Here is a 20,673-nt window from a genome sequence, read left to right on the forward strand (position 1 = left end):
GAGGCTCACTGCAAGTGTTCCGGCGCATCCGCGCCGGTATCCGGATGCGGTTGCAGGTTCGGTTCGAAGGTGGCGATCCGCGCGGCCCAATCGGCCACGCCGTGCTCGATCAGCTGCATCGCGTAGTCGTAGACATAGCGGCTTCGGCGGTACGGATCCGGAACGTCGGTCTGGTAGCGCTCGGCGAGGCGATACACACGGCCGCGCGTCATCGGGCAAGTCCGCTCGATCAGGTGGCGATGCGCGACCTCCATCACCAGGATCAGGTCGGCCCACCGGCAGGCCAGGTCATCGAAGCGTCGAGCCCGATGCGCCGACAGGTCGAAGCCGCGCTCGATCAACAGTGCATTCATCACCGGGTCGACCGGCGTCCCGCCGATCGCCGCGACGCCGGCCGACTCCACCCTACGACCGGGCAGCGCGCGCGACAACAGCGCCTGCGCGGCCGGACTGCGGCATACGTTGCCGGTACACACCACCAGGATCCGTTTCATCATTTCGTGACGATCGCGGCCGTCAGGCCCGCGTTGATGGCCGGAAGCAGTTGCGCGAGCACGCGGCCGAAGCGCGCAAGCTTCGTGCTGTCGACGTACACGACATCGCGCGGCTGCAGCTCGAACTCATTGGCGAGCACCATCGACACCGGCGAGCTGCCATCCAGATGAAACACCTGCGCCTGCCGGTCCGCGCCGGCGCGAATCACGTAGGTCTGCTTCGGATCGGCCGTACCCTGGTTCACGCTGCCGGCCTGCGACAGCGCGTCGGCCAGCGTGAGCCGGCCGTTGCGCAGCGGCAGCGCCGTCGTCGGCTTGTTGACTTCGCCCATCACGTACACGCCGAACTGGTCGCGCGCGCCGACCTGCAGCAGGTCGCCGCTGCGCAGCACGATGCGCGACGGATCGACGCGCTCGCGAATCAGGCCCGGCAGGTCGACCGGATAGGCGGCACCGTCGCGCACGAGCGTCATGCGGCTCTGATCGGCGTCGGCCGTGAAGCCGCCCGCGCGCGTGACGGCTTCGAGCAACGTCATCGGCGTGTCGTTGAGCGGCTGCGCGCCCGGCGCACGAACTTCGCCGTCGATGTAGACGCGATTCGCGCGATACGACGCGACGCGTACCGTCAACTGCGGCGCGACGAACCATTTCGACAGCCGCGCGCGAAGCGCGGACTGAATCTCGCTCGTGCTCATGCCGGCGACATGCAGTTCGCCCACGTACGGAAAAGCCAGGTTGCCGGCCTGATCGACGACGAAGCCCGCCGGCGGATCGGCAGGGCGCACCTGTTGCGTGCCCGGGTTGCCCTGCGCCGCGGCCAGTTCGGGGTGATCCCACACGGTGATCTGCAGCACGTCGCCCGCGTCGATCGCGTATGGCGCCGGCACCGCAAAGAGCTCCGCGCGCGTGCGTTCATCCTGTGTGCGCGCCTCGCGCCGCTGGGCCGCGATCAACTCGCCGTCGATCGGCCCGATCGGTACCGACGCCGCCGCTTCACGCGAAGCGGGCGCGTTTCTCGGCTGGCCGGGCGATGCCGCGACGATGCGATGCATCGACACCGCCAAACCGCCTTCGTATGCCTGCGTCGCGATCCCGCCATCCCGCGCCGCATCGTGCGCGAGGTTCATATGCATGCCCGGTTCGACCGCGCACGCGGACAGCAGTACGACGGGCAAGACCGTCATTGCCGATCGCAAGCGTTGCGCCCGTGACCCGGGCCGTTTTCCAGTTTCCATTTCCGTTGTCCAGAGCGTGTGCATCGACGCGTCATTCAATAGGCATTGCGATGCGTGAATCCATACAGGACGGTCGCGGCCACGATCCGCATGTCCATCGCAAACGACCAGTTGTTCAGGTAGTAAAGATCGTGTTCGACCCGCTTCTGCATCTTCTCGATGCGATCCGTCTCGCCGCGATGCCCGTTGACCTGGGCCCAGCCGGTGATGCCCGGCTTGATCCGGTAGCGCTGGATATAGCCGTCGACGAGATGCTGGTAGAAGCGGTCGTGCTCCACCGCATGCGGGCGCGGCCCGACCACCGACATGTCGCCCTTCAGCACGTTGAAGAACTGCGGCAGTTCGTCGAGGCTCGTGCGCCGCAGCAGCGCGCCGACACGCGTGACGCGCGGGTCGCCTTGCGTCGCCTGCCGGACTTCGCCCGGCTCGCGCGTGTCGGGCACGCGCATCGTCCGGAACTTGTAGATCGTGAAGATGCGCCCGTAAGCGCCCCTGCGTTGCTGCCGGAACAGCACCGGCCCCGGCGACGACAACTTCACCGCCAGCGCAACGACGGCCATCAGCGGTGCGATTCCGATCAACGCCAGGCCCGCGAACACGCGGTCGAACATCGCCTTGCCCGCCAGCGCCCGCGCGGACAGCGGCGACGAGACGAGATCGAGCGCATGACCGCGAATCGCCCCGTTCGGATGAAGCGGCGTCATGCCGGTGAGGTCAGGCATGAAGCGGATGTCGACCAGATCCTCGGCGAACGCGTGGACGATCTCGCCGACGCGATCGGCCTCCGACAGCGGCAGCACGATCCAGATCTCCCCGACGTGTGCGCGACGCACGTACTCGACGAATTCGTCCAGGTCACGATGCACGGCCGGCTCTTCCGGCCCGATCGGCGACGAACCGGACATGTCGAAGATCGCGGCTATCTGGAACGACCGCCCGGTTTCCCGCGCATCGCGCCCAACGAGCGCGCGGCAACGTTCGCGATGCCCGACGAGCGCAACCGGTTTGCGCCGGGCATGCCGCGCCGCCGCGAAAACGCCGAGACACCACCGCGCGGCCTGCGACACGACAAGCGCGACCGCCGACAGCGCGAACCAGCCGGCCAGCCAGTCGAGCGCGACCGGGAATTGCCGGTCGTGCGCCATGACGGAAATCGCGCCGACGCACAACGCGACGGCCAGACAGGCCGGCGCGAGCCACACGCAACGCCACGACAGGCGCCGCCCGGGAGCGCCGTACAGACCGACCAACGGAAACAGGACCAGCGCGCACACGATCGAAACGGCGATCAGCACGGCATCCGATCCGACAGACGACGAGCCGCCCAGCCAGCTTCTCGCTGCCCATGCGGTGACGACAAGCAATACGGCATCCAGCAACCAGGACCGTGAAGCTGTTCCGCGAACGGCGGGGGTGTATCTAGTTTGGTTGAACGAAGGCATAACCCTGGGCGATCATCTGTCGCGATCGATTGGCGACGGAACGGCGGCGCATCTACACGCAATGCACGCCACGCCGACACGGATCGACTCCCGGACCGACGATCGATTTCATGTGTTGTTTAGCAATGCGAATCTGAATCGATTGACATGGACCTTCAATCAAACGTCACGGATCGTTAAATTTCGAATCTGGCTGACGTGGCCTAACAACTCCAACGAGACCGACGCCCTCCGCTTACCGCGAGTCCATCGCTTATCGAAACGATGTAAGACTTGATACTGCCATTACGATCTGTCGTTTTAAATCGGTCATGTCCTAAACTAATTGGCATAGTTATGTTTCTTGTACTATTTGCCAATGACGCCCCTGCCTACAAGGCGTGTCTATTGATGTCAAGTGACCAAGCAAGCCGCGTGATGTGTGCCGGTTCACTTTGCAAGCCGGTGTGGAAGCACCGCCATCCCGCGAACACGATGACCGACGACTGCCACGTGCGCCGGCGTTGCGACAAGAGGCAGCGTCAATGCGCCGTTGCGCATGAGCGGCGGGTTTTCGCCGCGCGTCCTGGCGAGCAACGTATGCCAGCGCTACCTACGCGCGTCGTCTCAGGTGACAGTCGACTCGGTATCGACGCGCATCGGCGTCGCCTGTTCCGACATGACGTGCCGGCTCGGCGGCGAATTCGAGGATCTCGACTGCGGCAAAAAGGCGAGCGTGTGCCGTGCGCTCGTCACGCCGCCGCTCGTGCGCAGCCGTCACGGCAGCGTCAGCGTTCGCTTCGCGTGCGAGAACAGGAAAATCCGCTTTGAACGTGATCGAAATTTGCCGCGAGATCGCTTGAGGGGCACAACCCGGGCGTAAACGAAATACCGCCGGCAAGCCGGCGGCAAAAGATGCGCCACGGATGACGTGGCGCACCTGAGGCACTCGATTCAGCGAGCGCAGGTCATTCGGCTGTGAATGACTCGTGCGACGCTGCCGCGACGGACGCGCAAAGCGCCGCGGCCAGCGCACCTTGAGTGAGACGACGGGAAAGGTGGGGCTTCATGTCGTTATCGATCGATAGTGTCGTTGTTCGGCTTATGCGTCGTGCGAACTTCGATAAACCCCCGGCGTGGCGCGATGGTGGTCTCCCCGCTGCCGCCCCCGTTGCTTCCGGCCGGATCTTCAGGACGATCGGAACAACCGGTGTCGTCGCAGATCCGCACCGTATTGCCGGTCACGGACGATCCTGTACGCACGCGGCCAACAGCAACAGCAGCCCCGGTGCAAGTAAACGGCGGTACCGTGGTACCTTCCTCGAGTTTTATTTGCGCAGCAATTCTTCGAGCTTTTCACCCCCGCGAGCTCGGCTCGCAACCCGGTCGCGCGCGGCGCGGCGGATACAATCCGCCAACGCCGACACGCTGCCCAAGGCTCTCTCAGGTTCTCTCTTTGAATCGTTCCGTCACTACTTCATGCCGCCGCTTTTCGCTGTATCGGCTGTCGCCGGCATCGATCCTCAAACATGACGCGACAAACAATAGTGACGTGGTGAGCAATAATAATGGAGAAAAATGGTATGTCAAGGTCCTTCGCGTTTTCAAAGTTTGCGTGACGCGTCACTTTTGATATGCTCTTCGTCGCCCAAACCCTCTGGAGACCCCGTCGAGATGTCCAACAGCGAGCAGGCCAACGTCGACCTCATCACCGCCAACAAGGTGCGCGACCTCCTGAACCGGAACGGCATTCCGCCGCGAAGTCACAACACGACGATCGCGAATGTGCTGGGCCTCAGTTTCTCGGTCGTCACGCGCAAGATGAAAGGCCTGATCCCGTGGAACCTGTCGCAGTTGCAGGACATCGCGACGCACTTCGGCGTGCCGCCCGCGATCCTGCTCGACGACAAGGGCGCGCAGCCGGCCGCCGCCGAGATGGTCGACGCGACGCTCGTGATCGAGTCGCGACGCTTTCGCTGCCGGGCCGCAATCTCGACGAAGGCCAGCAGCCAGATCGAAACGGATTTCGTCGCGTTGCAGTGGCAAGGCGAATGGATCGTCACCGAGCGCCAGCACGCGCGCGAAGGGCGCACGTATCCGGTCGATGTCGTCGAGCTACGCTCGAGCCAGCCGAACGTGTACGCGGCACGCATCGCCGTGGTCGACGATTCGCGGGACGTCGCCGAAACGGTATGTGAATATTTCATCGAAAAAGGCGTGAACGCGATCCCGTACTTCGACGGCGCCACGTTCCGCAAGGCGCTGGAGGTCGAGGATTTCGACGGCTACATCCTCGACTGGATGCTCGGCGACCAGACGGCCGCCGATCTCGTGCGCGGCATCCGTTCGAGCGAGAACAGCGGCGCGCCGATCTTCCTGCTGACCGGCAAGATCTCGACCGGAGAAGCCAGCGAGGACGAAATCGCGCACATCGTGTCGCACTACAACGCGCGCTGCGAGGAAAAGCCGGTTCGCCTGCCGATCCTGTTCGCCGAAGTGGCGCGCGAACTGAAGATCGCGCTGCCCGCCGCGGCCGCCGCGAGCTGAGGCCGGATCGACAACCCACCACCGCACGACCGAGGGAAAGACATGCGAGTTTCGACCATCTGGACCAAGAGCCTGCTGACGGCCTGCCTGCTCGGCATGGCCGCCGCGACATGGGCGGCTTCGTCGTTTACGTTCACCGTCGACGGCAAGATCGACAAGAGCAACCAGCAGGGCAGGACGGCCTACGTGTTTTCCGAGCAGGTACTGATGGCGCTGCCGCAGCATACGATCGTCACGTCGACGAGCTGGACGCCGAAGGCGACCTTCACCGGCCCGCGCCTGTCCGACGTGCTGAAGACCGTCGGCGCGCACGGCACGCAGATCGAATTCCACTGCATCGACGAATACACGTTCACGATTCCGGTGTCCGATGCGGACAAATACGGCGTGATCCTTGCGCGAACGATGAACGGCAAGGTGCTCGGCAACGACAACTACGGCCCGCTGTGGATCATGTATCCGCGCGACCAGTATCCCGACGAGCTGAAGACGCCGCTCGGCGAAGCCAAGTTCGCGTGGCAGATCATCGGCCTGACCGTGAAGTGAAATGACGCGGCCGCGACGGAAAAACAGAAAAATCATTCTGATCCTCGGGTCGCTGTGGATCGCGGGATTCGCCGCGTGGGCGTTCCTGCTGTGGGACCTCCTCGCAACCTCGGTCAACGAGGGCGTGCTCGAAGGGCCGCGCGAAGGCGTGTTCTGGACGGCCGCGCAATACCGGAACGTCTATACGCGGTTCGACCGGCAACTGATCCTCTACGCGACGCACGAGGACGACGATTTCGATCGCGTGCAGATGCAGCTCGACAGCCTGTCGGTGTCGTTCGGGTTCCTGCAGCGGCCGTCCGAAGTATCCGAGTACTGGCTGCGCATCCCGCGCGCGCGCAACGAGATCGCCGCGCTCGGCGAATTCATGATGCGCCTGAAGCACGACGTGCCGTTGCTGCGCGGTGCGCCGAAGAACGCGCGGCAGGTGATCGACGAGGTCAATGCGTACTGGCCGAAGGTCAACGGCCTCGCGAACTACTTCCGCGCGATCGAGATGGCGCAGCGCGATTTCACGTTCCATCAGCTGAAGGAAAAGCAGCGCGCGATCCTGATCCTCGGCATCGTGCTCGGCGTGATCCTGTGTGCGCTGTTCCTGCTGCTGTTCTATACGATGCGCACGCGCGACGACCTGCTCGAACGGCAGGACGCGGCGCTCGACGCGGAGCGCAAGGCGTCGGATCGCGCGTTCGAGATGATCGAGGCGAAGAACGCGTTCCTCGGGATGGTCAGCCATGAGCTGCGCACGCCGCTGCAGGCGATCTGCGGGTCGATCGAGATCCTGCTCGCGCGCCCGCAATCCGACGCCAACCTGAAGACGATCCGGCGGCTGCAGAATTCCGCGCTGTCGCTCGAAGCGCTCGTCAAGGACCTGACCGACTACATCAAGCTGCGCTCGACCAAGCGCCTCGCCGAACTGGAAACGGTCGGCATGGCATCGCTGCTCGCCGAAGTCATCGAGCCGCTGCGCGAGAAGATCGCGACCAGGCGGATCGCGGTCGCGCAGCAGGTCCAGCCGCACGATCTGTCGATCCGCTCGGACCGCAAGCTGTTGCGGCAGGTGCTGTCGAACCTGGTCGAGAATTCCGTCAAGTACACGCTAGGTGGGTCGATCGACGTATCGATCGCGCTCGCCGACGCGCCGGCCGGCAAGCAACTGACGATCGTCGTGCGCGACACGGGCACCGGCATCGCGAAGCAGCACCTGTCGAAGATCTTCGAGCCGTTCTATCGCGCGAACGACGCGGTCGGGCTGCATGTGGACGGGATCGGCATGGGGCTCGCCGTCGTGCGCGAAATCGTCACGACGCTGCGCGGGCATGTGGACGTGCGCAGCGTCGTCGGCGAAGGCAGCGAATTCGTCGTGACGCTGCCCGTCGAAGTGCCCGACTTCATCGAGGCCGCCGGCGAAGCGCCCGCGTGGCCGGCGGCCGCCGCGCATCGCGACCGGCGCGCGCTGGTCGTCGACGACAACGACAACGCACGCGAAACACTGGGCGCGATGCTGTCGGCGCTCGGCATCGACGCCGATCTGTGTGGCACCGGCCACGAAGGCGTCGCGCGCTTCGGCGCGGGCCGCTACGACATCGTCGTGCTCGATCTCGAACTGCCGGACCTGAGCGGCTTCGAGGTCGCGCGGCGCATTCGCGCCGTCGCGCAGCCGGACGACGAAGGCCGGCATCCGGCGATCGTCGGCGTCAGCGCATACGAATCGGCCGCGCTGCACGAGAACAAGCAGGTGTTCGACGAATTCCTGCCGAAGCCCGTCCACCTGCGCGAACTCGGCGCCCTGGTCGAGAAGCTGCTCGCCTGAAGCGGTGCGCCACGTGCAAACACGCACGGCATCGCGCGCCGGCGCTGCCTCACGCGCTCCCGCTCACGTTCCCGTTTATTCGCCGATCAGATGCAGCACGATGTCGCGCCGGTGTGCCGCGCGACGATGCTCGAACAGGTAGATCCCCTGCCAGGTGCCGAGCACCATGCGCCCGTGCTCGACCGGAATCGACAACTGCACCTGCGTGAGCGCCGTGCGCAAATGAGCGGGCATGTCGTCGGGGCCTTCGGTGTCGTGCTCGTAGCGGCTTTCGTCCTCGGGCGCGAGTGTCGCGAAGTAGCGTTCGAGATCGCGCCGCACCGACGAATCCGCGTTCTCCTGGATCAGCAGCGAAGCCGACGTATGGCGACAGAACACGGTGAGCAGGCCCGTGCGGATCGACTGCTGATCGACGAACGCGCGCACCTGCGGCGTGAATTCGACGAGGCCGCTGCCGCGCGCGTCGACGGCGACATGCGTGATGGCTTGTTGCATGATCGTGACGTCAGGCCAGCGCGGCGAAGCCGTCGGCTTCGATCTGCTTCGCATCGGCGGGCCGCACGACGCGCGCGACCTCGACGCCGTCGCGCAGGAACACCAGCGTCGGCCACAGCTTGACGCGGAACGAGCGGCCGAGCGGGCGGCCCGGACCGTCCTCGATCTTCAGGTGGCGCACGGCGGGATGCGCGGCGAACGATTCGACGATCGCGGGCTGCGCACCCGCGCAGATGCCGCACCAGTTGGTGCCGAATTCGATGACGGTCGAACCGGCGAGTGCATCGACTTCCTCGCGCGTCGGTGCATTGGCGGTATAGCGTTGCGGCGTGTCCATCGGGGCCCTCATGTGCAATTCCGGATTGTGGCCGCGCGGCGCGCGAGGCGCGGCGGCACGCGGCCTGCGTTTCTTACTGTAGCGGAAAAGCAGGCGCGGTGCCGATGCGCTGATGGCCGTTTGCGCGCCGCATGCTCGCGCCGTTGCCGCGCGTTGCAAGCGCTGCTCCGCGAGCAATTTTCGTGCGTCGCCGCATCGCGCCGATCGCCGGATGACACGACAAGAATCGGAGCGCCGCACGGCCACGACAGGATCAGCATTCGAACCGATCCCTCAACGAAGCGAAGGCTCCGACCATGAACGCTCCGCATCGCGTCACCGAACCGAACATCCTCTATTTCGGCACGCCCGTCGTGCTGGTCAGCACGCTGAACCCGGACGGCACAGCAAATCTCGCGCCAATCTCGTCCGCGTTCTGGCTCGGCTGGCGCGGCGTGATCGGCATCGCCGCCAGCTCGCAGACCACCCGCAACCTGATGCGCACCGGCGAATGCGTGCTGAACCTGCCGTCGTCCGCGCAGGCGCACGCGGTCGACCGGATCGCACGGATGACGGGCACGCATCCGGTGCCCGAATCGAAGCGCGTGAGAGGCTACGTGTACGAACCCGACAAGTTCGGGGCGGCCGGGCTCATCGAGGTGGCATCGCACACCGTGTCGCCGCCTCGCGCGCTCGAATGCCCGGTACATCTGGAAGCGGTCGTCGCGGCCACGCATGGCCTCTCCGATGAAACGCCCGACCTGCGCGGGAAGATCACACTGTTCGAGCTGCGCATCCAGCGCGTGCACGTGCATCCGGACCTGCTGATGGATGGCCATCAAGACCACATCGATCCGGACAAATGGTCGCCGCTGATCATGAGCTTCCAGAAATTCTATGGCCTGGGGCCTCGACAAGTGCATGCGTCGCGGCTCGCCGAGATTCCCGAGCGCGCGTATCGCAGCCCGGACATCGAGCGCTCGCGGGAAGCGGGCGTGCCGGCCGACGCCGGGCGGTAATGAAACGCGATGCTGGCGGGCAGCGCCGCGCAGCTCGCGGCGCGGCGCTCGCGTGGCGCGCGACCGGCTCGGTCGCGCCGGCCGGTGCGCCGAAACCGATCGGATAAAATACGGTCGGCCACGCTCATTGGCCCATGACCGAACCGACGGAGTGTTTTCAGTGATTCAAGCTACCCCAGTTTTCAAGGACAACCTCGCGCAATTGCCGGCCATCGACGGCATCGCGCGCATCGATCTCGTCGGCGCGAACGGCGACGTGGTCGCCAGCATCGAAAACCAGCCCGGCAAACAGGGTTCGCTCGCGGTCTACCACTACCTGAAGCAGGCATTCGGCGCGCTCGACGCGAAGGCTGCCGAGCACGGCCTCGCCGTGTTCGCGGAGCATACCGCCGACGCACGCAACCGCCCCGGCGCGCACCCGAACGTCGATCGCCTGCTCGCGATCGTCGCCGGCGGCGACGCGCTGCGCATCGACGTCGTCGCGAAGGGTTGAACGACAGGCGGGGCAATGATTCCGGACAAGGATGCGTGGCACGCTCATGCATCTCCTCAACGGGTGCCAATGCGTGCCGCATCATCGACTCACCCGCAGAACCGCGGCAGTTCAGTCATGCAGCATCGAGCGCATGCACGTGTCGGCACAGACTCTTCGCTTTCATCGAGCACTCGCAGTTGCCCGCCGCACGTCGGCCCGGCTTGGCGAAAGGCATAGCTCCCCGCGCATGCCATGACGCATGCGCCCGCATTCATATCATCGATGACGGCCTCGCACGCCGGTCGTCATTTTCGCGATTGGCTGCCCCGATTTAGACAAAAACCTCGCGAAGATCGCCCGCACTGCCGCCGGAGGATCACCTCATCCATCACGCGTCGGCGTCGAATTTCTTGCGACGCATCGCACACACGCACTTGAGGCGCACACGGCCCGCTGCGGGAATCGCGTGCATCCGCCGCGCCTCCGCATATCGTTCGGCATGCAGAGCGCCTCCCGCGGCAACGACGACGATGCGTACCACCGCAACGTGGGCATCCAGGACGCGCTCGTGCCGCGGGAGACGCTGCTCGCACACGATGCCCATCTGGTCGTCTCGGGGCGCCTGCACGGCGCGCTGGAATCCGTGCTGCAGGGGCGGCCTGCGTACCACGTCAGCTACGAGCGCAAGGGCTTCGGCGCGTATGCGAACCAGCATCTCGACGACTCGGTCGTCAACGGCGCGGCGTTCGACCCGGACCTTGTCGCCTAAAAAATCCTCGCCGACGGCTCGGCAACCGCGCTCTGGCAATCGAACCGGACGGCGCTCGACCGGTTTCGCACCGCGCGCGAACATGTGATCGACGCGTTGCGCACGGCTCGATACGCTGGACGACCTGGAGACCGCGAGCATACAGGGCGCCGCCCCGTTCTGCGATCGAAGCACGTCAGGATAGACGCCCGAAACCGGTGCCGTTCGGATGATTGAAGCGTTTCGTCACCGGACATCTGCCGTGACGTACGCCTCCAATGGCGTGCCGTCGTAGCGGGATACCGTGGCACCGGCATGTCCTGCCGACTACCGATGCGCGATGCCCCTCGGCCTGCGCGGACGCCTCGTCCGGCATGAAATACCGGGCCGCTGACAATCATGAGGGTGACTATTCAAACTGTCACGCGACGACATCCCGTTTCTGCTGGGGATTTCGTCGCAACAGGAAACGACAGGCACGGAATGGTGCTTTTCTATATTCCGGCACAAAACATATAACGACATGAAACCGGACCATACGCGCAGCACTTGATATCGCATCCGGCGAAAATGAATTTCGCATGCAAACCGACCAAGCATTCCGGCAAGCACCGACGACATCCCCCCGTCCATCCCGCCGAGTGGTTTCCATCAGCATCAGCTCGACCCGACAACGTCAAATCCATTTAATGTTTCAACGAAATGCGTGTCGAGATTTTCTCCGAAGATACAAATTAGTACTTGTCCTATATCCACAACCCTCCATTTCGAACACGTCAGCTTATAGGCGTACCGGCGGTACGATACCATCCTTACAACTCTTCCAAAGAGTTATTTACCCCTTTAAATCACGTTGAAACGGAGAAAATCATGGCCTTCAACAAAAGCATTCTCGCTATCGCAGCAGCAGCAGCTTCGTTCGCAGCAGCAGGCTCGGCGATGGCTGCCGACGGCACCATCAACTTCACCGGCGCAATCACGACCGCATCGTGCACGCTCACGGGCGGCGCAGGCGCCAACGTGTCGCCCGGCACCGGCGGCCAGAACATTGCGGTCAACCTCGGCACTGTGAGCGCGGATTCGATCGGCGGTACCGCCGGCGGTGGCGTGGCAGCAGGCACGCAGATCAACCTGAACCTCGACTGCGGCAACACCGGCACTGGCCTGAACATGGTCAAGATGAAGTTCGACCCGGTCGCAGGCTCGGGCATCGACGGCAAGAACAACCAGTTGCTGAAGGTCTCGGGCAACGCTGAAGGTGTTGGCATCGGCCTGTACGACAGCAACAACAAGCTGCTGAACCTGGCCGCGAACGAGACGTTCGATGCCCCGCTCGTCAAGGGCGGCACGGAAGAAGCGCCGAGCTACACCGCCGCGCTGAATCTGCGTGCCGGCTATGTTGCAAACGGCGCAACGGTCAAGGCCGGTACGGCAAACGGCACGCTGCCGTTCACGCTGACCTACGAGTAAAGCTCCCCTACGGGCGACGCGGCGGGTCATGGTTCCGTCGCCCTTCTCACTTTCCAATTCCATCATGAAACGATCACTCATTGCCGGGCTGGTCGCGGCCAGCTCGCTATTACCCTATTCCGGCGCATCTGTCGCCGGCATCTCGTTGAATGGCACGCGTGTCATTTACACGGCGCAGAGCAAGGAAGCGTCCGTGCTCGTCAGGAATCCGTCTAAGCAAGACGTGATGATCCAGTCATGGCTGGAGTCCGACGACCAGAAAAGCGATCTGCCGTTCGCGATCACGCCTTCGCTGAGCCGTCTCGGCGCCGAAAAGCAGCAAACGCTGCGGATCTTCTATGCCGGCCAGGGTTTGCCGATTGACCGCGAATCCGTGTTCTGGCTCAGCGTGCAGGAAATTCCGCAGAAATTGGATGGCGAGAACACGCTGCAAGTCGCGGTGCGTCAACGCATCAAGCTGTTCTATCGACCGACCAACCTCGCCGGCAAGCCGGAGGACGCACCCAAGCAGCTTCAATGGCACTGGCGGGCGGTGGGCGGAAAATATGGCATGGAGGTTGTTAATAACACCCCCTATTACGTATCACTGGTCAAGGCAACGCTCCATAGTGGCGCGCAAACGCATCCGATCGACACGGAAATGATTCCGCCGCAATCGACCCGCCAGCTCAGCGTCAAGAACTACACCGGCCAATCGCTTGCACCGGGCGCCAAGGTCGATTTCGAGTCGATCAACGATTTCGGAGCGACCGAAGAGAACAACGCAACAGTCTCCAACTGACAGCAAATTCTGTCAGTTCCGGCTCCGAATCGCTCAATAGCAATTCGCATTACTAAATTATCGGAGGGCGCGCATTCCTGAAATCCGGGCAGGTTGGGAAAGGCACGCGATCAAGGTCAAGGCATGAATACCACTGAAAAGAAAATCGATTTGCGGGTAGCGGCGTGCCAGGGCGCATCCTGCCTGGTGGCGCTCGGGAGCCTCGTTGCGGCCACGTCGGTTCAGGCAGCAGAATTCAACGAACTGTTCCTCAAGAAAGGGGATGCGCCAGTCGAGCTCAAGTACCTCGAACAGGGCAGCTCGGTTCCGCCCGGCACGTACGACGTCGACGTGTCGCTGAACCAGCGTCCCGGCAAGCGCGAATCGATCGTCTTTCAGGCGAACGGCGGCGAGGTCAAGCCCGTCATCACGCTTGGCCTGCTCAAGGCGCTCGGCGTGGACGTGAAGCGACTCGAGCGGGAAAACAGGATTCCGGCCGACCTGCAAGACGACGCCGCGCTGAATCTCGCGGAGATCATCGACGGCGCGTCGACCGATTTCGACGTCGGCGCACTGTCGCTGAATGTCAGCGTGCCGCAAGCCTACGTGCCGGGCCGGTCGCGCGGCTATGTGGATCCGTCGAAGTGGGACGACGGAGTGATTGCGGCCTACAGCAACTATCAGGCCAATTTCAGCCACGACTCCGACTCCGGATACAACAGTTCCTACTATTACCTCGGCCTGCGTAACGGCTTCAACGTCGGCGGCTGGCGGCTCAGGAACGAATCGTCGCTCACCGGGCGCCGCGGCACGAAATCGCAGTTCACGTCGAACCGTACCTACGCGCAGCGCGACCTGCGCGGCATCAAGGGCACGCTGTCGGCAGGCGAACTGTATTCGGCCGGCGAAATCTTCGACAGCTTCCGCTTCGTCGGCGTGCAGGTCGGCTCAGACACCGGCATGCTGCCGGACGACGAGATCGGCTTCGCGCCGGTCGTGCGCGGCATCGCGCAGACCAACGCGGTCGTCGAGGTGCGTCAGAATGGCTACGTCATCTATTCGACCACGGTCACGCCCGGCGCATTCGAACTGAAGGACATCTATCCGAGCGGCTCCAACGGCGATCTCGAAATCTCGATCACCGAATCCGACGGCAGCGTCCGGCGCTATACGCAACCCTATTCGTTCCTGCCCGTGATGATCCGGCGCGGCTCGGTTCGTTATTCGTTTTCCGCGGGCCAGTATCGCGGATTTGGCGAGGTTCGCCCGAAATTCGCGCAGGGCACGATGGTGTATGGCCTGTCCGACAACTTCACTGGCTACGGTGGCCTGATCGGCGCGCAGAACTACGCCGCGATCGCGCTCGGGATCGGCTTCAACTCGCGGCTCGGCGGCATTTCGTTCGACGTGACGCATAGCCAGTCGAACGCGCCCGGCCGCAAGGCGAACGGGCAGAGCTTCCGGTTCCTGTACTCGAAGACGCTGGCGGCCACCGACACCACGTTCACGATGGTCGGCTATCGGTATTCGACCGACGGCTTCCGCACGCTTAGCCAGCACGTCGACGACATGAGCAGCCGGCAAGGCGACGGGGTACGGCGCCAGAAGAGCCGCGTCGATCTGAACATCAACCAGTCGCTCGGCCGCAATGGGTCGGTCTACGCGAGCATCGGTGAAACGAGCTACTGGAACCGTGGCGGCACGAGCCGCAACATCCAGCTCGGCTACAGCGGCTCGCTGAAGAACATCAGCTACAGCGTCGCGCTCGCGCGCACCGAGGATACGGGGCCGTTCGGGCGCACCGACAACCAGATCTCCGCGACGGTCAGCATTCCGTTCGGCAACACCGCGCGCGCGCATCGTGCCTATTCGAACGTCACGGCGTCAACGCGCGGCGACGTGAGCGTTCAGGCAGGCGTATCGGGCTTCCTGAACGACCAGAACACGGTCAACTATTCGGTACAGGGCGAATACCAGAAGGACAACGGCGGCTCCGGCGGCGTGGGCCTCGGCTGGGATACGCCGATGGTGAAGCTGACGTCGAACTACAGCCAGTCCGGCCACGGCAAGCACGTCGACGTCGGCGCAACCGGGTCGGTCGTCGCGCACCGCGGCGGCATCACGCTCGGCCAGCCGGTTGGCGAGACGTTCGCGATCGTCGAGGTGCCCGGCGTGAAGGGCGCGCGCTTCGATTCGTCGTCGACGGTCAGCACCGACCGTCGCGGCTATGCCGTGCTGCCTTATGCGCAACCGTACCGCTACAACTGGCTCAACATCGACACGGAAAGCCTCGGCAACGACACCGAGATCACCGAGAACGCGAAAACGATCGTGCCGACGCGCGGCGCGATCGTGAAGGCGCGCTTTGCCGCGGAAACGGGCCGCCGCATTCAGTTCGACGTGACGACGACCGACGGCAAGAAGGTGCCGCTCGGCGCGACGGCGTACGACCAGGACGACAAGGTACTCGGCATGGTCGACAACGCATCGCGCGTGCTCGTGTTCGGCGTGAAGGATCAAGGCCGCCTGTCGATTCGCTGGAGCGAAGGCACGTGCGAAGGCGACTACGTGTTGCCGCAGCAGAACAAGGCGCTCATGTACGAGCGTGTTGCGATGAGCTGCCGCATGGGCAATCGCTGACGCTGTGCCGGGCTCGGCTTCAAACATTTGTGCTGATGCATACCAGGAAAACGCCACGCGCTGCTCCGAACACGGCCCGATTAACTTAACGATATTCGATCCAACATGAACCTTAAGAATTTGATAATTGGACTGGCGAGCATGTTGCCATTCGTATGCGGTACCGCGCTGGCGGCTTGCCAAGTTAGCGAGGGCGGTGTTTTAACACCGAACAACGGTGGGAGCCCCTCAGTCGTCACGCTGGCGGCCTTTAATGCACCCAACTTCGATCCCGGTGTGCCGAACGGCACTGTGCTGTATTCGCAAGAAGTCAGCGTGGTACAGAACGGCAAAGGAAACGTCTACTGTAGTAACTACATCGGTGATGTCTATCATGGGCAGCTGGGGCCAGTGGATCAATATTCCACCTGGCCAACCGGTGTCGCCGGCATCGGCGTGAGAATGCGCTTTGCGACCAAGCAATCATGGTGGCCGGAAATATTGTATTTTACCACCCAAAACATGAGTTTCACTGCTTCCCCCCTTGTCGTTGAACTGGTCAAGACAGGCCGCATCACGGCCGGCGGCAGGATGACTGGAGAATTGGCCGGCTCTTGGGTCCAAGGCAAAAATTTCCAGTACCGATCCATCAGGATCAGCGGATCGATCGAACTCAAGCCGAACGTACCGACCTGCAGCGTGACGACGAAGTCGATCAACGTCCAGTTCGGCGAGGTCAACATAAATGGCACCGCTACGGCCCCCGAACGACCGGTCAATATCGGCTTGCAGTGCTCCGGCGGCACGCGCGACGCCAAGACCCGGATGTATATCACGTTGACGGACGCAACCAATCCGGGCAACCGGAGCGACGTGCTCACGCTGGCGAACACGTCAACGGCAAAAGGCGTCGGTGTCCGGATCATGAACGGGACGACACCGGTCAAATATGGGCCCGATTCGAGCGCGACCGGCAACCCGAATCAATGGTTCGTGACCGAAGCGGGCAATGAAAACATCAATATCCCGCTTAGTGCACGTTATGTCCGAACCTCGGACACGCTCAAAGCCGGTACGGCGAATGCCATCGCCACGTTCACAATGAGCTATCAGTAACGCTTTGACTGAGGCCAGGAATGCCGCATTTCGCCGGTATTCCCGTTCTTGCGCCTCTCATACGCGATGCCCGAACAGGCGCCTCGAGCCCCCGCCTCGCGGCGTCCCGGCTTTGCATAGCGTTCGCACTCGACACTTGAATGTGCCGTGTTTCAATAGCTCGACGGGAAATCGATCCCTGATCGACGTCGCGTCAACCCACGTGACGATCGTCCGGTCTCACCGGTGATGACAACTGCCATCGCGGCTTCAGTCAATCATTCGCCATTCAAACCATTGCCGAACACGTTTCACCGTGTGATTGCGGAAGATCGTGGCCACATCCTGTCGCACGCCAGCCCTATGGCGTTCTGGAGCCACGATTACATTCCGATCAGCCGGGCAAGCGTACGTTCGATGGCTGCCCGGCAAGCCGGCCACGCCTGCGCAAACGCATCCATACCGCCCTCGGCCACGGTCCGTTCGGCATGTGCGCATGCGTCTCTGGCTTCCGTATCGCCCGCCAGAGCGAAGCCGCCCCGCAGCGAGTGAAGCTCGATTTTGACCGAATCGGCTCTGCCGTTCGATACCGCATCGTCGATCATCGCCAGCGAACGCAGCGTCGACGTGCGCAGCTTGTCCCGGATCTCGTCGGTCATCACCGGGCGCATGCCGTGCGTCGCTTTCGCGTCGCTTAGCATGCCACGCCTGGCGTGCCGCTTCAGCACCGCATCGAGCGCATTGATTGTCAACGGCTTCAGCACGACCTCCACCGCGCCGACCTGTTCGCAGCGCCTGCGGTCATCATCGGTCGCGTGCGCGGTCATCGCGATCACCGGCACCTTCGCACCCTGTTCGCGGAGAAAATTCGCCAGCGCGAAGCCGTCGAGTTCCGGCATGCCGAGATCGGTCAGCACGATATCGTACGGATGCTCGAAATAGGCCCGCATCGCTTCGATGCCGTTCATGACGATCGTCGCGTCGTAGCGCAGCGCGTCGAGTTGGTCGCGCAGCAGCGCCCGGCTCGCGGGATGGTCCTCTGCAACGAGCACGCGAAGTGGTTCGTCATCGTCGTCTTCGGTCTCATCGACTTCATGCCCTACGTCCAACGCCGGCGTCGCATCCGCGTCGAACGCGGGCCGCACATCGCCGCCCGCGCCATGCTCAGGGTCGTAGGCCCGCCAGCCGGACGGCGCAGCGCGCAACGGCAGCGCCGCGACGAACGTCGAGCCTTCGCCGAGCCGGCTCTCGACCGACAGTTCGCCATCCATCAGCGTCACGATCCGCTTGCACAGCGGCAGGCCGAGCCCCGTGCCGCCAAAGCGCCGGTAGATCGACGCATCGGTCTGGATATAGACATCGAACAGGGTCGGCATGCTGTCTTCGGGAATGCCGATGCCCGTATCGCGGACGGCGATTTCGACGCCACGGTCGGCCAGGCCCGCCTGTGCAAGCCGCACGTCGATCGTCACGCCGCCGCGCTTCGTAAACTTGATCGCATTGCTGACGAGGTTCGAGAGCAGTTGCCGCAGCCGGGTCGAATCTCCTAAGTAACCATCGGCGAGATCCGGGGCAATTCGGCACGTCAGCGCAAGGTTTTTCGCATCCGCGAGCGGGCGGAAGATCGCGGCCACGTCGTCCACGACACGACGCAGGTCGAACGGAATGCTTTCCAGCGCCATCTGGTTCGACTCGGCCTTCGACAGGTCAAGCACGTCGTTGATCACGCGCAGCAGCGCGTCGGACGACGACATGATCGTCCCCAGCCGGCGCCGTAGCGGCGCCGCCATCTGCGCGCGCTCCATCAACTCCAGGTTGCCGATGATCGCGTTGAGCGGCGTGCGGATCTCGTGGCTCATCGTCGCAAGGAACGTCGACTTCGCCTTGTTCGCGAGTTCTGCGGCTTCGCGCGCCTCGCGCAGCTTCTCCTCCGCCTGCTTGCGGGCCGTGATGTCGAGCAACGTGCACAGCAGCACGTCGATCCCGCGGTATTTGGTGCGCGCGATGTGCGCGTCGAGATAGACGGTGCCGTATCCCTCGCGCTCGACGGCCAGCTCTCGCGTCACGCGCTTGCGTGCGTTGCCGGTGGGCGCGCCGTCCCGGTACGCGCGCCACAGCCGCTTGCCGAGCGGCTCGCCCGACACGTCCCGCTCGTAGGCGATCATCGCGTCGTTGCGCACGATCGCTTCGCCGTCGATGAACGACAGCAGCACGAGCCCGGCCGGCGCCGTGCGGATCAGCGTCCGGTTGAGCGCCTCGCTTTCGATCAGGCGAATCGCTCGCCGGTTCGCCGGACGCAGTGCGCGCCGGTCGAACGTCACGATTGCAACCCACATCAGCACGAGCGCCAGCAGCGCGGAACCGACCGTCATGCCCAGGCGCAGCGCGATGTCGCTCAGCACGCTGCGCCACGTGAAGGTCGCCATCACCACTTCGTCCGCCCCCGGGAGCATGTCGCTGACGAAGAAGTTCATCCCGACCCGATGTGCAACCGCTTTCTCGCCGGGCGCGCGGCGCGCATGACCGAGCGCACGGGCCACCATCGTGCTGTCGGGCTGTCTGCCGATCAGGAGATTTCCGTCGGAGTCAACGAGTGCATATTCCCTGCCGGCGCCCGGCGAACGCAAAATCTCGTCTGTCTGCGGCCGGCTGTTGATGACCAACCAGACGACCGGCCTGCCGCTCGCGCCACGCACCCATTGCACCAGCCGCAGCACGGAGCGCCCGAGCACCGGGTCGAATCGACGGTCCAGCGTAATCGTGTTTCTGCCGGGAACGGCCGGCGTCGCCGCTACGGACGCACCATCGTTCATCGGACTCAATTGCCGGATCAGTGCCCTCACGTCGAAACCGGCCGGCAACGCGAGCGATCGCTTCACCAGCGGATACCCGGTCTCGACGAGGAAATCGCCGTTCGGATCGATCAGATAGCCGGTCAACCCCGGATCGGCCGGTTGCGGCGGCGCCAGGACACCTGTCACTTCGACCCGATCGAGAAAGCGCGCAAGGTACGGCAGGTGCGTGTTCGTCGAATCCGCCGACGGGATGTCGGCGTACGCGGCAACCGCGACTCGTCCGATCCGCCCGACGAACCGCTGCTTGCCGCGCTTGCCTTCGAGCAACCCGGGCAGGCCCGACGCATCTTCAACGACGCTTGCCCAATGTAGCTCCATGTCCTCGACATAACGATTCTGCAGTGCCTTCATGACCTCCAGCTCGGCAACGAGCTCGGCCTTGCGCTCCGTGAACTCGATACGGAAGCGCTCGAGGGATTCCTGCACGTCGAGCAGCACGACGAGCGTCGCGCACACCAGAATGAACGCCGAGACCGCCGCGCCGCTTGCGTACAGCAGGAACTGCTGCTGCCGCCGGACACGACCCGGCTCGAATGGTTTGTGAACCGCCACGGTGGCGTGAGAAACAAGTCTTTTGAGCTTTGCGGGCATGTCGTATCGATCTCGTCGCTCGTGGCCGGGCAAACCGCATCATTCGCCGATACTGGCGCGTCGGCGCCCTTGAAAACAGGGTGGTCATGTCGCGCGCCGTGCGTCCACCCACACGCATTGCTTCACTTCGGCGGCGTCTGTGCTGAAGCGGATCCAGAGCGGCAACTGGCCCTC

The 20,673-nt window shown here is 63.8% G+C and carries 17 protein-coding genes and 1 pseudogene; 11 read left to right on the plus strand and 7 right to left on the minus strand.

The genetic code is table 11. The annotated features are described in order from the left end of the window. Positions 1 to 5 precede the first annotated feature (5 nt). The 3 genes from BT264_RS08555 to BT264_RS08565 all read right to left on the minus strand — a co-directional run bounded on the left by BT264_RS08555 (position 6) and on the right by BT264_RS08565 (position 3,171). Complete coding sequence (locus tag BT264_RS08555) at positions 6 to 497, minus strand: low molecular weight protein-tyrosine-phosphatase (RefSeq protein WP_177318365.1); 492 nt, start codon at positions 495 to 497, stop codon at positions 6 to 8. After that, positions 494 to 1,678, minus strand: a complete 1,185-nt coding sequence (locus BT264_RS08560) for a polysaccharide biosynthesis/export family protein (RefSeq protein ID WP_371287100.1) — start codon at positions 1,676 to 1,678, stop codon at positions 494 to 496. Before BT264_RS08560 ends, BT264_RS08555 begins: the two co-directional genes overlap by 4 nt. A gap of 86 nt (positions 1,679 to 1,764) precedes the next feature. Continuing rightward, a complete protein-coding gene (locus BT264_RS08565; protein ID WP_072438216.1) occupies positions 1,765 to 3,171 on the minus strand; it encodes an undecaprenyl-phosphate glucose phosphotransferase in 1,407 nt (468 codons plus the stop codon). A 538-nt stretch (positions 3,172 to 3,709) separates the two neighbouring features. Here BT264_RS08565 and BT264_RS08570 point away from each other — a divergent pair. Continuing rightward, entirely contained in the window at positions 3,710 to 4,033 is a 324-nt protein-coding gene (locus BT264_RS08570; protein ID WP_072438214.1) for a hypothetical protein, read from the plus strand. Between the two features lie 302 nt (positions 4,034 to 4,335). Here BT264_RS08570 and BT264_RS37975 read toward each other — a convergent pair. Beyond that, a pseudogene (locus BT264_RS37975) lies at positions 4,336 to 4,433 on the minus strand (sel1 repeat family protein); the annotation flags it as partial. A gap of 391 nt (positions 4,434 to 4,824) precedes the next feature. Between BT264_RS37975 and BT264_RS08575 the strand changes: the two are divergent. The 3 genes from BT264_RS08575 to atsR are packed head-to-tail and all read left to right on the plus strand — an operon-like array spanning position 4,825 to position 8,056. Then, positions 4,825 to 5,697: a helix-turn-helix domain-containing protein gene (locus BT264_RS08575; RefSeq protein WP_072438212.1), complete on the plus strand. Its 873-nt coding sequence runs from the start codon at positions 4,825 to 4,827 to the stop codon at positions 5,695 to 5,697. 42 nt (positions 5,698 to 5,739) lie between these two features. Continuing rightward, the gene (locus BT264_RS08580; protein WP_072438210.1) at positions 5,740 to 6,243 is read left to right on the plus strand and encodes a putative pterin-binding protein; all 504 of its coding nucleotides are present in this window, start codon (positions 5,740 to 5,742) and stop codon (positions 6,241 to 6,243) included. Between the two features lies 1 nt (position 6,244). Further along, positions 6,245 to 8,056: a hybrid sensor histidine kinase/response regulator AtsR gene (gene atsR, locus BT264_RS08585; RefSeq protein WP_072438208.1), complete on the plus strand. Its 1,812-nt coding sequence runs from the start codon at positions 6,245 to 6,247 to the stop codon at positions 8,054 to 8,056. Between the two features lie 75 nt (positions 8,057 to 8,131). On the opposite strand, the gene BT264_RS08590 is transcribed toward atsR, so the two are convergent. Together BT264_RS08590 and BT264_RS08595 are read right to left on the minus strand one after the other, a co-directional pair. After that, complete coding sequence (locus BT264_RS08590) at positions 8,132 to 8,551, minus strand: secondary thiamine-phosphate synthase enzyme YjbQ (protein WP_072438206.1); 420 nt, start codon at positions 8,549 to 8,551, stop codon at positions 8,132 to 8,134. 10 nt (positions 8,552 to 8,561) lie between these two features. Then, positions 8,562 to 8,888, minus strand: a complete 327-nt coding sequence (locus tag BT264_RS08595; RefSeq protein WP_072438204.1) for a thioredoxin family protein — start codon at positions 8,886 to 8,888, stop codon at positions 8,562 to 8,564. Between the two features lie 296 nt (positions 8,889 to 9,184). Between BT264_RS08595 and BT264_RS08600 the strand changes: the two genes are divergently transcribed. From BT264_RS08600 to BT264_RS08630, 7 genes are all read left to right on the plus strand, one after another. Further along, positions 9,185 to 9,886, plus strand: coding sequence for a flavin reductase family protein (locus BT264_RS08600; protein ID WP_072438202.1), 702 nt, complete (start codon positions 9,185 to 9,187; stop codon positions 9,884 to 9,886). A 160-nt stretch (positions 9,887 to 10,046) separates the two neighbouring features. Further along, positions 10,047 to 10,379 (plus strand): DUF2322 family protein, encoded by a 333-nt coding sequence (locus BT264_RS08605; RefSeq protein ID WP_072438200.1) that lies wholly within the window; start codon positions 10,047 to 10,049, stop codon positions 10,377 to 10,379. A gap of 481 nt (positions 10,380 to 10,860) precedes the next feature. Then, complete coding sequence (locus BT264_RS08610; protein WP_177318364.1) at positions 10,861 to 11,130, plus strand: glycosyltransferase family protein; 270 nt, start codon at positions 10,861 to 10,863, stop codon at positions 11,128 to 11,130. Between the two features lie 720 nt (positions 11,131 to 11,850). Beyond that, on the plus strand, positions 11,851 to 12,579 hold the full coding sequence (locus tag BT264_RS08615) for a fimbrial protein (RefSeq protein ID WP_256260591.1): 729 nt from the start codon (positions 11,851 to 11,853) through the stop codon (positions 12,577 to 12,579). Positions 12,580 to 12,643: 64 nt separating this feature from the next. Further along, a complete protein-coding gene (locus BT264_RS08620) occupies positions 12,644 to 13,360 on the plus strand; it encodes a fimbrial biogenesis chaperone (protein ID WP_072438194.1) in 717 nt (238 codons plus the stop codon). Positions 13,361 to 13,483: 123 nt separating this feature from the next. Then, positions 13,484 to 15,979: a fimbria/pilus outer membrane usher protein gene (locus BT264_RS08625; protein WP_072438192.1), complete on the plus strand. Its 2,496-nt coding sequence runs from the start codon at positions 13,484 to 13,486 to the stop codon at positions 15,977 to 15,979. Between the two features lie 105 nt (positions 15,980 to 16,084). Then, positions 16,085 to 17,074 carry a fimbrial protein gene (locus tag BT264_RS08630; RefSeq protein ID WP_083533940.1) on the plus strand — a complete coding sequence of 330 codons (990 nt, stop codon included), beginning with the start codon at positions 16,085 to 16,087 and terminating at the stop codon, positions 17,072 to 17,074. A 362-nt stretch (positions 17,075 to 17,436) separates the two neighbouring features. On the opposite strand, the gene BT264_RS08635 is transcribed toward BT264_RS08630, so the two are convergent. Continuing rightward, positions 17,437 to 20,499, minus strand: a complete 3,063-nt coding sequence (locus BT264_RS08635) for a hybrid sensor histidine kinase/response regulator (RefSeq protein ID WP_072438190.1) — start codon at positions 20,497 to 20,499, stop codon at positions 17,437 to 17,439. Between the last annotated feature and the right edge of the window lie 174 nt (positions 20,500 to 20,673).

It is taken from the genome of Burkholderia sp. NFPP32 (assembly GCF_900119325.1).
GTDB classification, from domain to species: domain Bacteria; phylum Pseudomonadota; class Gammaproteobacteria; order Burkholderiales; family Burkholderiaceae; genus Burkholderia; species Burkholderia pyrrocinia_C.

Bases quoted from the DNA above. Each gene is read 5' to 3' on its own strand.
- BT264_RS08555 (WP_177318365.1), bottom strand. From the start codon at position 497: ATGATGAAACGGATCCTGGTGGTGTGTACCGGCAACGTATGCCGCAGT.
- BT264_RS08620 (WP_072438194.1), top strand. From the start codon at position 12,644: ATGAAACGATCACTCATTGCCGGGCTGGTCGCGGCCAGCTCGCTATTA.
- BT264_RS08575 (WP_072438212.1), top strand. From the start codon at position 4,825: ATGTCCAACAGCGAGCAGGCCAACGTCGACCTCATCACCGCCAACAAG.
- BT264_RS08625 (WP_072438192.1), top strand. From the start codon at position 13,484: ATGAATACCACTGAAAAGAAAATCGATTTGCGGGTAGCGGCGTGCCAG.
- BT264_RS08595 (WP_072438204.1), bottom strand. From the start codon at position 8,888: ATGGACACGCCGCAACGCTATACCGCCAATGCACCGACGCGCGAGGAA.
- BT264_RS08560 (WP_371287100.1), bottom strand. From the start codon at position 1,678: ATGACGGTCTTGCCCGTCGTACTGCTGTCCGCGTGCGCGGTCGAACCG.
- BT264_RS08600 (WP_072438202.1), top strand. From the start codon at position 9,185: ATGAACGCTCCGCATCGCGTCACCGAACCGAACATCCTCTATTTCGGC.
- BT264_RS08635 (WP_072438190.1), bottom strand. From the start codon at position 20,499: ATGCCCGCAAAGCTCAAAAGACTTGTTTCTCACGCCACCGTGGCGGTT.
- BT264_RS08610 (WP_177318364.1), top strand. From the start codon at position 10,861: ATGCAGAGCGCCTCCCGCGGCAACGACGACGATGCGTACCACCGCAAC.
- BT264_RS08565 (WP_072438216.1), bottom strand. From the start codon at position 3,171: ATGCCTTCGTTCAACCAAACTAGATACACCCCCGCCGTTCGCGGAACA.
- atsR (WP_072438208.1), top strand. From the start codon at position 6,245: ATGACGCGGCCGCGACGGAAAAACAGAAAAATCATTCTGATCCTCGGG.
- BT264_RS08630 (WP_083533940.1), top strand. From the start codon at position 16,085: ATGAACCTTAAGAATTTGATAATTGGACTGGCGAGCATGTTGCCATTC.
- BT264_RS08580 (WP_072438210.1), top strand. From the start codon at position 5,740: ATGCGAGTTTCGACCATCTGGACCAAGAGCCTGCTGACGGCCTGCCTG.
- BT264_RS08590 (WP_072438206.1), bottom strand. From the start codon at position 8,551: ATGCAACAAGCCATCACGCATGTCGCCGTCGACGCGCGCGGCAGCGGC.
- BT264_RS08570 (WP_072438214.1), top strand. From the start codon at position 3,710: ATGAGCGGCGGGTTTTCGCCGCGCGTCCTGGCGAGCAACGTATGCCAG.